13 protein-coding genes are annotated in these 13,452 nt (G+C 65.3%); 2 read left to right on the forward strand and 11 right to left on the reverse strand.

Features of this window, described 5'->3' with window-relative positions:
• Positions 1-15 precede the first annotated feature (15 nt).
• From F4Y72_08320 to gshB, 4 genes are read right to left on the reverse strand one after another with little or no spacing between them, the layout of a single operon-like run.
• A complete protein-coding gene (locus tag F4Y72_08320; protein MXZ28292.1) occupies positions 16-810 on the reverse strand; it encodes an NAD(P)H-binding protein in 795 nt (264 codons plus the stop codon).
• Positions 807-1,223, reverse strand: a complete 417-nt coding sequence (gene ruvX, locus F4Y72_08325; GenBank protein MXZ28293.1) for a Holliday junction resolvase RuvX — start codon at positions 1,221-1,223, stop codon at positions 807-809. Before ruvX ends, F4Y72_08320 begins: the two co-directional genes overlap by 4 nt.
• A gap of 39 nt (positions 1,224-1,262) precedes the next feature.
• Entirely contained in the window at positions 1,263-1,826 is a 564-nt protein-coding gene (locus F4Y72_08330) for a YqgE/AlgH family protein (protein MXZ28294.1), read from the reverse strand.
• 43 nt (positions 1,827-1,869) lie between these two features.
• A complete protein-coding gene (gene gshB, locus F4Y72_08335; protein ID MXZ28295.1) occupies positions 1,870-2,832 on the reverse strand; it encodes a glutathione synthase in 963 nt (320 codons plus the stop codon).
• Between the two features lie 90 nt (positions 2,833-2,922).
• Between gshB and ampD the strand changes: the two genes are divergently transcribed.
• Positions 2,923-3,465, forward strand: coding sequence for a 1,6-anhydro-N-acetylmuramyl-L-alanine amidase AmpD (gene ampD, locus F4Y72_08340; protein ID MXZ28296.1), 543 nt, complete (start codon positions 2,923-2,925; stop codon positions 3,463-3,465).
• Positions 3,390-4,325 carry a hypothetical protein gene (locus F4Y72_08345; GenBank protein ID MXZ28297.1) on the forward strand — a complete coding sequence of 312 codons (936 nt, stop codon included), beginning with the start codon at positions 3,390-3,392 and terminating at the stop codon, positions 4,323-4,325. Before ampD ends, F4Y72_08345 begins: the two co-directional genes overlap by 76 nt.
• 65 nt (positions 4,326-4,390) lie before the next feature.
• Here F4Y72_08345 and pdxH read toward each other — a convergent pair whose 3' ends face one another.
• The 7 genes from pdxH to F4Y72_08380 all read right to left on the reverse strand — a co-directional run bounded on the left by pdxH (position 4,391) and on the right by F4Y72_08380 (position 13,227).
• Complete coding sequence (gene pdxH / locus F4Y72_08350) at positions 4,391-5,098, reverse strand: pyridoxamine 5'-phosphate oxidase (protein ID MXZ28298.1); 708 nt, start codon at positions 5,096-5,098, stop codon at positions 4,391-4,393.
• Entirely contained in the window at positions 5,055-5,933 is an 879-nt protein-coding gene (gene fghA / locus F4Y72_08355) for an S-formylglutathione hydrolase (GenBank protein ID MXZ28299.1), read from the reverse strand. The genes pdxH and fghA overlap by 44 nt, the downstream gene beginning before the upstream one ends.
• A complete protein-coding gene (locus F4Y72_08360) occupies positions 5,926-7,035 on the reverse strand; it encodes an S-(hydroxymethyl)glutathione dehydrogenase/class III alcohol dehydrogenase (protein ID MXZ28300.1) in 1,110 nt (369 codons plus the stop codon). The genes fghA and F4Y72_08360 overlap by 8 nt, the downstream gene beginning before the upstream one ends.
• Positions 7,036-7,097: 62 nt before the next feature.
• Positions 7,098-8,072 carry a D-glycerate dehydrogenase gene (locus F4Y72_08365; GenBank protein ID MXZ28301.1) on the reverse strand — a complete coding sequence of 325 codons (975 nt, stop codon included), beginning with the start codon at positions 8,070-8,072 and terminating at the stop codon, positions 7,098-7,100.
• 6 nt (positions 8,073-8,078) lie between these two features.
• Positions 8,079-9,170: a prephenate dehydrogenase/arogenate dehydrogenase family protein gene (locus F4Y72_08370; GenBank protein MXZ28302.1), complete on the reverse strand. Its 1,092-nt coding sequence runs from the start codon at positions 9,168-9,170 to the stop codon at positions 8,079-8,081.
• 77 nt (positions 9,171-9,247) lie between these two features.
• On the reverse strand, positions 9,248-10,348 hold the full coding sequence (locus F4Y72_08375) for a phytase (GenBank protein ID MXZ28303.1): 1,101 nt from the start codon (positions 10,346-10,348) through the stop codon (positions 9,248-9,250).
• Positions 10,348-13,227: a TonB-dependent receptor gene (locus tag F4Y72_08380; protein ID MXZ28304.1), complete on the reverse strand. Its 2,880-nt coding sequence runs from the start codon at positions 13,225-13,227 to the stop codon at positions 10,348-10,350. Before F4Y72_08380 ends, F4Y72_08375 begins: the two co-directional genes overlap by 1 nt.
• Positions 13,228-13,452: the final 225 nt, after the last annotated feature.

Consider the following 13,452-nt stretch of genomic DNA (forward strand, 5'->3'; position numbering starts at 1 on the left):
GCCCCCGGTGTCGTGTCATTCGGGATCGGGCATGAGCGGATGGTCCGGCGCCTCTTCCGTTTCGCTGTCCAGCCTAATCGTCTTCAGCATTCCCCGCCAGGCGCCGGGCGCAACGGACTCGTCGCGAACGACCCCGTAGCTCTTGTTGCGGGCATCCGGATTGACAAGGGCGTCAACCGTCAGCATGCCCACGTCCGCGATTGCCACGGCGCCCGTCTCGTAGTCGGCGCGCGCCATCACCCGCAGCGGTTCGCCGCCGTTCGCAGGTTCTTCCTGAAGGGCACTGGGTCCGATCACGGTGTATGCCAGGCCGCTGCGCTTGAGATGGTTTTCCCCCATCGTCTTCCAGTGCCTGGCGCGCGCGAAAATGATCATCCGGCTGCGCTCGCGGTAGGGCCCCGCCGCCGCGGAAGTCACGACGACGAAGTGCCGCACCCCGGCCTCCACCGCCGCATCCACGAGATTGACCACACCACGATAATCGACGTGTTCCGGGCCGTTCCCGCCGATCAGGGATCGGGAGCCGATGGCGCAGATCACATGGTCCACGTCCTGCATGGCCGCAAACACCGCGTCGCGATCGCGCACGTCCAGCTCTACCCAGTCCCACTGATCGCCGTGGTGCCGCACGGCGCGGTCACGATTGGTGGTCGTCGCGCGCACCGCGTAGCCCTGTTCGTCCAGCAGCCGCATCGCCGCGTTGCCGGTGCGCCCGGACGCGCCGGCAACCAGGACCAGTTCCGCGGCGGGCGCGGCGCTGCTCAGTACGAACGCCGCGGCCAGCGCACAGACGAATCTCCGAGTGTTCATGCTTGTTTCTCCTGCCAGTCCCGGGCAATCAGGCAGGCGGCGAGGCTGTCCACCTCTCCCTTGCGGGCCCGCCGGCCAAATTCGCCGGTTGAACGCTGTTCCCGCAGCCAGGCGTTGGCCTCGCGGGTCGTGAGGTGTTCCTGGACCGTTTCCACCGCCAGCCCGTAGCGGCCCTTCAGGTGCTTGCGAAAACGTTTGAGCGCAAGCTCGAACTCAGGATCGGGATCGGGCGGACAGCCCAACACCAGGACCTGCGGACCGTAGTCGTGAACGAGCCGGTCCAGCTCGGCCCATTCCGGCAGTCCGGCGCGCGCCGGCAGGTGCCTGCGGGCCGTGATCACGCCGCCCGTGGCGGTCGCAACGCCGACGCGCTTCAATCCGAAGTCGAGGGCGATCGCAGGCTCGGTGCGCATGGGGGCCTGTCAGCACAATGCGATCGGAACGATCGCGGGTCAGGCGTTGCCGGCTTGCAGCCCCAGCCGGGAGACATCCACCCCGAGCAGCGCCGCGGAAGCGGCCCAACGCTGTTCGTACGGGGTCTCGAAGAGGATTTCCTCCGTAGCATCGACCACCAGCCAGGAATTCGAGCGCAGTTCGCGTTCCAGCTGACCCTCTCCCCAGCCGGCGCAGCCCAGGGCCAGGAGCGCCCGGCGAGGACCCTTGCCCCCGGCGATCGCCGACAGCACGTCCCGCGAGGTGGTCACCTCGATGTTGCCGCAAATCGAGATCGTGGAATCCCAGCTGCCGCCGGCCTCATGCAGCACAAATCCCCGCTCGCGGTTTACCGGTCCGCCCTTGAGGATGCTCTGGTTGGCGAGGTCGCGGTCCCCGCTGTCGAGCGATAGTTGCTCGAACACTTCGCCGAGCTTCATGTCGGACGGGCGGTTGATGACGATCCCCAGTGCGCCGTCGCTGTTGTGCCCGCACAGGTAGGTCACTGTCTGGCGAAAGCGGGAATCGGGCATCCCCGGCATGGCGATGAGAAGCTTGCCGGAAAGTGAGTCGAGTTCTTCCATGACGGCTGGTTTCTGCCTCCTACCGGGATTATATCTACCGGAACTAGGGGGCGGTCCTGCCCAGGCGTTCGAGCAGGCTGTCGAACAACCGGGCGGCGGCGTCCACTCCCGCCAGTTTCTGGATTTCCCGTATTCCCGTGGGGCTGGTGATGTTCACTTCGGTCAGGTAATCGCCGATGATGTCCAGTCCGGCGAACGCCACTCCGCGAACCGCCAGCTCGGCGCCGACGCGCTCGCAGATCTGCAGGTCCCGGGGCGTCAGATCGCAAACTTCCGCCCGCGCGCCGGCCATCAGGTTGCCGCGATTGTCATCGGTCCGGGGCACCCGGTTCAGCGCCGGGTTCATCGGGCGCCCGTCGATCAGCAGCACCCGCCGATCGCCCTCAACGATTTCGGGCAGGTGCCGCTGCGCCATCGCGTATCGGGTCTCGCCGACGGTAATGGTCTCGAGAATGACCGCCAGGTTCTTGTCCGCTTCGTCGAGGGCAAAAATGGCATGGCCTCCCATCATGTCCAGCGGCTTGACGACGATGCGGCCGTGCTCGGAAAGGAAGTCACGGATCCGGTCCATCGACCGGGTAACGATCGTGGGCGGGGTGAATTCGGGGAACCAGGCGATGAAAACCTTCTCGTTTACGTCCCGCAGAGCCTGGGGATCGTTCACCACCAACGCGCCCTCGTCCTTGGCCCGCTGCAGCACGTAAGTGGCGAAAATGTACTCGGCGTTGAACGGGGGGTCCTTGCGCATGAAGAGCAAGTCCAGTTCTCCGAGCGGCATGTCCTGCGCGGAGCCCAGCCGGAACCAATCGGCGTCGTCATCGGTGACTTCAAGCGGCGCGCCCTGTCCGAAGGCGCGGCCGTCGCGGATATCGATATCGTTGAGAGTGAAGTGATGGAGCGCAATGCCACGCCGCTGCGCCTCGCGGAGCAGCGCCAGAGTGCTATCCTTTTGCGGCGCGATGGTGCCGATCGGATCCATCACCACGCCGAGAGTTCGGGATTTCATCGTCAGGGATCATGAAATGACGCTAGCGGGGCACATTTTAAGTCGGTGCAAGCAAGAGAAGTGCTCCGTCTGAATCCGAACACCGGCCTGATGGACGGCGCGCGGCACTCGCTTTGCCCGCACCGCGACGCCCGGCCGCCGGGTTCCGATGTCAGTCTGCTGGTACTGCATGCCATTTCGCTGCCGCCCGGCGAGTTCGGCGGCGGCGAGATCGAGGATCTGTTCTTTGGAAGGCTCGACCCGTCGGCCCACCCCTACTTCCGCAGGCTGGCGGACCTGCGCGTATCGGCGCATTTCCTGGTGCGCCGCGACGGCGAACTGGTGCAGTTCGTGAGCGTGCTGGAGCGCGCCTGGCACGCCGGCGAGTCCGAGTTCCGGGGCCGCGCCGCCTGCAACGACTATTCCGTCGGAATGGAATTGGAGGGGGATGCGGCCACACCGTTTACCGATAGGCAATACAATCAGACCTGTGCCGCCATTACGGCCCTGCGGGACGGCCTGCCGTCCCTGCGGAGCGCCCCGGTCGTGGGACACAGCGATATTGCCCCCGGGCGCAAATGGGACCCGGGACAGACCTTCGACTGGGCAAGGCTGGCGGCGGGACTGGCCCGGGCTGGAGAGCGCGACAAATGAAACTATTGGCCCTGCTTATTGGCATATACGCTGAACGCTACCTGGCGCGATGGTCGCATTTGCGCGAGTTCCGCGGACTGGAGGAGCAGGCGAATCAACTGGCCCAGCGCCTGTTGCGTCTGGACAAGCGCGCCGCGCCGTACATCGTCGCGGGTTTGACGCTCGCATGCGCCGTCCCGGTCGGGATCATCGCCTGGCTGCTGCGAGACGACTGGGTGATCGCCTGGTTCGTGTTCGCGGTTATCGTCCTGTTGTTCTCCTTCGGGCCGCGCGACCTGAAGGCCGAGGCCCTGGCCTTTCACGAAAAGGCCGACGCCGGCGATGAAGACGGCGCCAGGGCCCAGGCGGAAGTCATTCTCGGCGGGAGCGCACCGGACAAGCCGAAGGACCAGGCCGCGGCAGTGGAAGAAGCAACCTATCGGGAAGCGAACAATCGCATTTTCGGCGTGATTTTCTGGTTCCTGGTGGCGGGGCCGCTGGGTCCGGCGTTCGCTTTCGGCTTCCGCGCACTGAACAGCCTGCGCCGTTTCACCGCTACCCTGCCCGGCGGCGAGGAGCTGCATCGAGCCGCGGTCAAGCTACACGGCGTGGTGGCATGGGTTCCGGCTCGCATTACTTCCGCGAGCTTCGCCCTGGCCGGCAATTTCGACGACGCGGTCAACGCCTGGCGCGGGATCACCGCTGACCGGCAGCCCAACCTGTTCGAAGGTTCCGGCGCCGTGCTGAGCGTGGTCGGCGCGCAGGCGCTCGGCGATCGCCCGGACCGGGTGCGCGGCGCCGTAGTGCTGGTCGAGCGCAGCCTGCACTGGGTGTGGGGCCCAATCGTGGCCGTGGCCGTCATACTCGGTCTGGTCTATTAGGAGGCCGGCCCGCCCTCAGCGAAAGGAGGGACGCCGCGAGGGTCATGCCCTCGCTCGCAGGTCATTCAGGGCTGAAGGCGCTCGGCGCGCCAAGCGCCGGCCTGAAACCGGCCGTCGCCGGCCGGATCAAGATCGCGCGACCAGGAGATGCGGTCGTGCAGGCGCGCGTCGCCTTGCATCCACAGTTCCACCGTGCGCGCCCACAGCCGGTAGCCGCCCCAATGCGGCGGACGGCTCACGGCGCCTGTCGGGGCGCTGTTGCTCCAGTCGCGGCCGTCGCCGCCGAACCGGGACGCCGCCGCGTTCATCCGCGCCTCAAGGTCATCCCGCGAGGAGACCGGCTTGCTCTGATCGCTGGCCCAGGCGGCGAGTTGGCTTTCCCAGCCGCGGGTGGCGAAATACCCGTCGCTTTCCAAGGCCGGCGACATGACCACCGGACCGCGAACGCGGGCCTGCAGGCCGAGCCGGTCCCAGTGAAAAAGGGCTGACGCCTCGGGACAGGCCGCAAGCTGGCCGCCCTTGGCGGACAGGTAGTTGGTGTAGAACACCAGGTATCCCTTCCCGTCATCGTAGTGCTTGAGCAGCACGACCCGGGCATCGGCGCGACCGCGCGAATCGGTAGTCGAGAGCACGAACGAATGCGGATTGGGACGGTCGGTCAGCCCGGCTGCGGTATCCAGCCACTCCCGGAGCAAAGGCAGTGGATCGGCCGGCGGCGCCCCGCTGAGGTCAGCCACCGGCACTGGCGTCACCGGTCCGCAGGGCGGCGGCATGATGGCGGATGTGGCCCTCGATGAAGGTGCTGACGAAGAAGTAGCCGTGATCGTAGCCGCCGCGCAGATGGAAACTTACGCGCTGGCCGGACTCGCGGCAGGCCGCGAGAAACTGCTCGACCATCAGTTCGTCCTCGCGAAAGGGGTCGGCGCTGCCCAGATCGATGCGGATCTCCAGGTCCAGCGGCGCCTTTCGCACCAGTGCGCTGGCGTCGTATTCCCGCCATGCGGGACTTTCGTCCCCCAGGTAGGCGGAGAAGGCCGCCCGCCCCCAGGGCGAAGACGAGGGATTGGAAATCGGCGCCAGGGCGGAAACCGACCGATAGCGGCCCGGGTTGCGCAGTGCGATCACCAGCGCGCCGTGCCCGCCCATCGAATGTCCGCATATTCCGCGCCGGGCCGGGTCGATCGGAAAGGAGGACTCGACGAACTGCGGCAGCTCCCGGCTCACGTAGTCGTACATCCGGTAGTGTGCGGACCAGGGCGCCCGGGTCGCATCGACGTAGAAACCGGCGCCGGAGCCCAGGAAGTCCTCGTCGTCTTCACCGGGAATGCCCGTGTTACGGGGGCTGGTGTCGGGCGCGACCAGCGCCAGACCGGCTTCGGCGGCGAACCGCTGGGCGCCGGCCTTGACGGTGAAGTTCTCCTCGGTGCAGGTCAGTCCGGACAGGAAATAAAGCGCCGGCGCCTTGCCGCCTTCCGCCAGACCCGGCGGCAGGAACAGAGCGAAACGCATCGGACAGCCGCAGGCTTCCGACGGATGTTCGACCGTAAGCTGCCGGCCTTCGTGGCACCGGCTTTCCGCCACGATTCTCACGGGAGGGCGTTCAGAAATAGACCACCGAACGGATGCTTTCGCCCTCGTGCATGAGGTGGAAGGCGTCGTTGATCTCGTCCAGTTGCATCGTGTGCGTGATCATTCGGTCCACTTCGATTTCCCCGTCCATGTACTGGTCCACCATCCCCGGGAGATCGCTGCGGCCGCGCACTCCGCCGAATGCCGTGCCCCGCCAAACGCGTCCGGTTACGAGCTGGAACGGTCGCGTGGCGATCTCCTGCCCTGCGCCGGCCACGCCGATGATCGTGCTCTCGCCCCAGCCCTTGTGGCAGCACTCGAGCGCGGCCCGCATCAGTTCCACGTTGCCCACGCACTCGAACGAGTAATCGACGCCGCCGTCGGTCAGATCCACGATCACATCCTGTATCGGCGCATCGTGGTCCTTCGGGTTCACAAAGTCGGTGGCGCCCAACTGGCCGGCCATCTCGAACTTGGACGGATTGATGTCGATGCCGATGATGCGTTCGGCGCCGGCCATGACTGCCCCCTGTATGACGCTCAGGCCGATGCCGCCCAGGCCGAAAACCGCAACCGTCGATCCGGCGCGCACCTTGGCCGTATTGAGTACCGCGCCGATGCCGGTCGTGATGCCGCAACCCAACAGGCAGATCTTGTCCAGCGGCGCGGCCGGACTGACCTTCGCAAGGGCGATCTCCGGCAGGACCGTGTACTCAGAAAACGTGGACGTGCCCATGTAATGCAGGACGGTCTTGCCCCCTGCCGAAAACCGGCTGCTGCCGTCCGGCATCAGCCCCTGGCCCTGGGTAACTCGAATGGCCTGGCAGAGATTGGTCAGGCCGGACTCGCAAAAATTGCATGCCCCGCATTCCGGCGTGTACAGCGGGATGACGTGGTCGCCGGGCTTGACGCTGGTTACGCCGGCGCCGACCTCCTCCACTACCCCGCCACCCTCATGGCCGAGTATGGCGGGGAAAGCGCCCTCCGGATCGTCGCCGGACAAGGTGTAGGCGTCGGTGTGGCAGACGCCGGTCGCCACGATGCGCACCAGCGCCTCGCCCTCGCGCGGTCCTTCAACATCCACGGTCTCGATCTGCAGCGGCTCTCCCGCTGCCCAGGCTACGGCTGCGCGTGCTTTCATTGTCCTGTCCCCTTGAAACTTGCGATTGCACGGAATTGTAAAGTGCAACCGGAACGAGAAAGTCAGGCCACGCGGTCGGGCGGCTCCTCGCCGGCAAAGAAACGGTCCAGGTTCTCCTTTACCCGCATTCCCATGGCCTCGCGGGTCTCCCGCGTCGCGCTGCCCAGGTGCGGAAGCAGCACGACCCGGCCGATTTCCCTGAGTTCCGCCGGCACCTCCGGTTCGCGGGCATAGACATCCAGCCCGGCGGCCGCCAGCCGTCCCGATCGCAGCGCCCCGGCCAGCGCACGCTCGTCCACCAATGCGCCCCGGGCGGTGTTGATGAGTATCGCGCCCGGGCGCATTTGCGTGAATTGCGGTTCGCCGATCATTCCTTCCGTCTTCGGCGTCACGGGGCAGTGCAGCGACACAAAGTCGCTGGTCTCAAGCAGATCGTCCAGGCCGGCACAGACCTCAACGCCCAGTTCGCGCGCTTCCCCGTCCGTCGGAGGCCGGGGGCCAAGGACGCGAACGCGCATCCCGAAACCCGACCCCGCGCGCCTGGCCACGGCTCTTCCGATCCGGCCGAAGCCCACAAGTCCCAGCGTCTTGCCGCTGACCCGCACACCCGGAATATGCGTCGGCCGCCAACCGGCCCAGTCGCCGGCCCGCAGCATGCGGTCGCCACTCACGACGCCCCGCGCCGTGGCCAATATCAGCGCCATCGTCAGGTCGGCCGTGCAATCGGTAAGGACATCCGGCGTGTTCGTGACCACAATGCCCGAACGGCGCGCCGCATCCAGGTCGATGTGTTCGAACCCGACGCCGAAGTTGGCCAGAATCCGGGTGCGCGGCGACGGCACGCGCAACACTCCGGCATCCAGGCGGTCCGTTACCGTGGGACAGAAACCGTCGGCGCGCCGCAGGGCCTGGCGCATGGCCGCCGCGCTCATCGGATGGTCCTGGTCATTGCGCCAGACCTCGTAGTCCTCCTCAAGGAGCGACCCGATGCGCTTCGGCCAGCGCCGGCTGAGGACGATCCTGGCCCTGGTTGTCACCCCGGTCTACTCGCGCGCGGCCAGGTAGCGGCGGCCGCTTTCCATCAGCCGCACAAACTCCGACTCGTCGCCGTCGCCGACGATACGGGAGAGTTTCCCGACGGTGGACATCAGCTCGCCCAAGACTTCCGCGCCATGCGGATTCAGCTGCTGGATCTCGAAGTACAGGTGGGGGTTGTCGGCGGCCACGGCGCGGGCAACGTCGAGCTGGGCGTCGAAGGTGGTGCTCGACATGCGCGCCAGCACCGGCGCCTGCTCGCCGCTTTCCTCCAGCGCGTGGATGAACGCCAGGTTGATCGCATGGGAGACTCCCAGCACCCAGGCGATCAGCCTGTCGTGCTGGTCCAGCGGCACCGCCAGGATTTCGGCCATCGTGCCGTCGAACACCTCCGCAGCGGCCCGGGCCGCCTCCGGCGCACCGACGTCCATCAGCAATATGTGACAGCCGGACAGCAGGTCGGTATCGGGTCCGAACATGGGATGGATGGAGGCCACCTGCATTCCGTCGGCGGCCATGCGGGTCAATTCGTCCTTCACCGGGGCCTTGATCGAAGCAATGTCGAAGATCAGTCCGGCATGCCGGGCCCGGTGCATTTCCCTGAGAATGCCGGCGCTGACCGCTACCGGCGCGGCGACCACCGTAAGTTCGAATTCGCCCGAGGCTTCGCGCCAATTCTCCACGTGAGGCAGTTTCCTTGGCGGGGTTTGCGGATCGGCAACGGTGACGGCGTAGCCCTGGGATCCAAGGAACTCGCAGAACCAGCGGCCCATCTGGCCGCCGCCGCCCACCACCAGCGCCCGATGGCCCTCTCCCTGACCACGGGCCTGCAGCCGCACCCGTTCCTGGCGCGACAACGACGCATTGATCAGCAAGCGCACGATGTTCTCGGCCAGGTCGCCGGGCAGGCCTGCCTTTTCCGCCTGATCGCGGGCCCGGCCGACCACGCGCACCTCCTGGGCGAAATCGCGCGAGGGAACGCCGGCATCGTGCTTGACCTTGCCGACCTGCGCGGAAATTTCCTGGCGCTCGGCGAGCAACGCGATGATTTCGCGGTCGATGGCGCCCAGTTGTTTTCTCAGGTCTTCGAGGTTCGGCATGGGGATACCGGGTTACGGCGAACGGCGAATTGTACGGGCGCACGCACGCCCGGGACCGGCTCCCCCGCCGGGGACGATTATTCGGATACCAGCTCTTCGGCCAGGTTCAGAGCTGCAGCGACAGAACCGAAGGGGATGAGCTTGAAGTTCTGTTTCTCTTCCGGGAGGCGATTGAAACCGTCCTGAACGACCAGCACGCCTTGCTCGAATCCCGGCCCCAGGTTGACGGCGGTAACCGCCAGGCCGTCGGTTTCCTCGGCGCCGTCGATCCCGGAGGCCGGATCGTCGGCCACGCGCACGGAGCCGAGATACCGATCGCCGTCATTGAGATCGTATAAGGCAAACGTGTAGTCGCCCTGGCTGGAAGCAACCAGAATCGCACGCCCCTGCGGGGTTCGATAGATGTCCAGCCCCTCCACGTCCGCGGCGAGGCGATCCGAGTTCACCGAGTCAAGGAGCGTTTTCTCGCCGGATCCCCCGGCGCCCGCCGGCATCTTCCAGATGCCATGCTCTTCCTCGCCGATGTAGGCGATCCCCGTACGGTCGTCCACGACACAACCCTCGGGCTTGGTGGGAAGTGAGAACCGGTCGATGCGTTGCGGCTTCAGCTCGCCCCCTTCGTTCAGACGCCAGATCTCGTATTCTCCGTCGCTGCCGTTCACGTAGGCGTAGGCGATGCCGGCGGCATCCAGGTGCATGCAGATGCCATACGGATCATCAATTTCGAGCGCCTGCGCCAGCGCCAGTTCCACCTGCCCGTTCGCGGAAATGGTGAAGATGTCCATCGCGCGTTCGGTGCGGTTGGTGGCGACCGCCAGAGTCGCCGGACCGCCGGCCATCGCCACGCCCTGACGCAAATCCACGTTGTTCACGCGCCCGCGTGGCAGGAACTGCACTTCTTGTCCGGAAAGATCGTAGACCGACAGGCCGCGGCGCTTGTCGGTCCCCAGAATAAGGCTCCGCGAAGCGTCGGCCGGATGTATCCAGATCGCCGGATCGTCGGCAGCGTCGCCCTCGCCCCGCACCGGTTGCGTCTCCACAACGGGATAAACGGCGGGAAGATCGGTGCGTGTCGCTACCTCCGCCTCCTCCGAGCACCCGCCCATCATGCCGCCGGCCAATAACGCGGCCAACCCCGCCGCCATCAGAACGCGGCGCTTGCTCACTGCCGGCCGCATCAGAAGCTGCGGTAGGAGATCCCGAACACGTACGAGCGTCCGATTTCGTCGTACTGGCCGTTGAAGCGCGAACGGCCGTAGTAGCGATAGTTGGGCTCCTCGCCCAGGTTCATGGCGTTGAAATAAAGCTGCAGCTGTTCGTTCACGTCGTACTTGACGGTAAGGTCGATCTGGTGATGGCCGTCCTCGTACAGGTCATTGCTCTGGTCCGCCAGGTTGATCTCGGCAATGCGATTGCCGATGAACGCCGAGGACAGCCTGACGCTCCAGCCGTAGTTCTCGTAACCGACCACGAAATTGGCGACCAGGTCGGCCTGCAACGGCAGTTTCGACTCGTTGCCGCGGTCGGCGTCCGGGCCCAGGCCGAGATCGGCATCGCTGTCGGTAAACGTGGCGTTGGCCATCAGGATCAGGCCGCTCAGCGCGCCGGGCAATTCGGTGAACTGGCGGGTCCATCCCAGCTCCAGCCCGTAGAGGCTGGCCGACTGGCCGTTGAGCGGCTTGAATACCTCAAGGTCGGTCACGGCGATGTTCCCCGCGTATTCCGACGGGTTCGCGACCGAACTCACATCGGCATTGAACACGAAGTCGTCGATACGCTTGTAGAACGCGCCGGCGCTGAATACGCCCATATTGCCGGGGTAGTACTCCAGGGCAAGATCCATATTGCGCGACTTGTACGGCTTGAGTTCCGGATTGCCGGCTTCCACGGCCATCTCGATCTCGTCGTCATCCTGCTCGATTTCGATGGCGTCCGGGGTGGGGTTGAGGTCGCCGAACGACGGCCGCGCGATCGAATGGGTATAGGCCCCACGCAGAACCAGGTTCTTCGAAAGCTTGTAACGCAGATTGATGCTGGGCAGGATGCTGCCGTAATCGCTCTCGTAGCGGGACTCGGAAATCTGCACGTCGTCCTGGCCGTCCACGTCCACTTCGCGAACGTATGCGCCCCTGGCGGTGAAGTCGGTGCCCTCGTAACGGACTCCGTACACGAGGCGCAGATCATTCAGGTCGATTCTCTGCATCAGGTAGAGCGCGGTTACGTTTTCCTCGATATCGTAGTCGGCCGCCGAACCGACCCGCGACCCGTCCTCGTCCATGATGAACGGACAGGCGTTTTTATCGTAACTTTCCAGCAGGCAGGCCGACGATCCGCCGATGTTGCCCCAGACGAAGCTGCGCTGCAGCCCGGGGGCCACGTACGGCCCATAGGCGCCCAGCATGTAATCGGCGTTACCGGACACGAACTGATTGAGCGTGGGCACGGAATCGAACGCATCATCGAATTTCTCGAAGATCCGCAATCCCGCGTCCCGGTTCTTGTCGCGCGCGCGGTACTTGGCGCCGAAGCGAATATAGCCGGGATGCCCGCCGAAAGTCATGTCGCGGGTGATATCGAACTTGAAGGCGGTCTCCTCGTCGTTCGTGAAGTTGTCTTCGATGGTGATTTCGTCCAGCTCGAAGTTGGCCGCCACTGCACCGTCCGCGCTGTAGGACAGCGACGGAACCCGGCCGAGGTTCTCGTAGCGGGCATACTCCACCCCGCGGAGCTCAAACTGGGAATCGATGCGGCCCGGCTCCTCCTCGCTGGCCTCCGAGTACCCCGCGCTGTACTCCACCGTCCATTCGCCGATCAGGTGCTCGCCGCCGACAAGCACCGAGAGGATTTCCTGCTCCTCGTAGCGGTCCTTCAACTCGCGCTGCAAGCGGGTGTCGGTGGAGGTCAGGCTGTCGTTGTCGTACGCCAGGTCGCCCTTGTCGAGCTTGAACTCGATCCGGTTGCGCAACTCAAGGTCGGAAAAGTCGCTGTACAGCGTGCGCAGGTAATAGCTCGACGTGTCGCTGGCGCGAAAATCCAGGTTCAGCGCCAGGCCGTTGCGCTCGCGGGTGATCTCGTAGTTGCGCATCTCCATTTCTTCGTGATAGCGCACCCCGCCGTCTTCCGCCCAACCTCCGTCGGCTTCCAGGTTGTCGGTGCCGAATTCCCGCTCGTTGGTGGAAATGCTCATCGCGAGGCCCAGTTCGCCGCCGGCCAGATCGAAAGCGTTGGTGAAGGTGCCGGAGAACTTGTGGCCGCGGCTGCCCTGCAGGTCGTTGTAGAAGGACTGGCCCTTCAGTTTGTAGCTCATGCCCTCGCGGTCGAAGGCGCTCAGGCTCTTGATGTTGATCGTGCCGCCGATCGCGTCGCCGTCCTGGTCGGGAGTAAGTGTCTTGGTTACTTCAAGACTTTCCACGAGGTCCGAAGGAATCACGTCCAGCGCCACGTTGCGCCGGTCGCTTTCCGGCGCCGGTACGTTAAGGCCGTTGATGCTGGCCACGTTGAGCTGCGGGTCGATGCCCCGCACGCCCACGAAGCGGCCCTCGCCCTGGTCGCGCTCGACAAACACGCCGTTGATCCTTTGCAGCGCCTCGCTCACGTTTTCGTCGGGGAATTGGCCGATCGAATCGCTGGTGACGACGGAGATGAGGTTGTCGGCGGAGCGCATGCGGTTGATCGCGCCGTAGGCGCCGGCCGCCTGCCCGACGACGATGATGTTCTCCATCAGGCCGACCTGCGAGCCGATCCTGACGTTGGCTTCCTCGGTGGCATCATCCCGCACCGTCACCCCGACCGAAACCGGTTCCGCTCCCACGTAGCTGACTTCCAGTTGGTACTCGCCGGCCGGGACGCTCTGAAACCGGAAGCGGCCCGATGTATCGGTAACGCGCTCGATGTTCAACTCCGGAAGCGCTACGATCGCGCCCTCGAAGTACACCTCGCCGGACTGATCGCTCACGCGACCCTCGACCGCACCGTCGGCCAGCAGGCTCGAAACGGGCATGAGGAAGAACAACCCTGCAAGAATTACAGGGCGGAAAAAGGTTGAGTATCGAGACATGGCGCAATCTCCCGGATTGGCGCTAAAGGAATGGAAATTGGACACGGGGCAGTTTGGGGTTCATCGAAGTCAGCAACGTGACAGATTTGTGACGTTTCGGTTACAGCCCCCGGGGGCGGCGCATGACGTTAACAGACCCTGGGAGCATTGCGCCCTGCATCCCCTTCCGGGGAGCGTCGGCGGCAGGACAGCCGCCGCCGAGCCCCATGGATGGGTTCATGCGTC

The organism is Gammaproteobacteria bacterium (assembly GCA_009838035.1).
GTDB lineage: Bacteria > Pseudomonadota > Gammaproteobacteria > Steroidobacterales > Foliamicaceae > Foliamicus.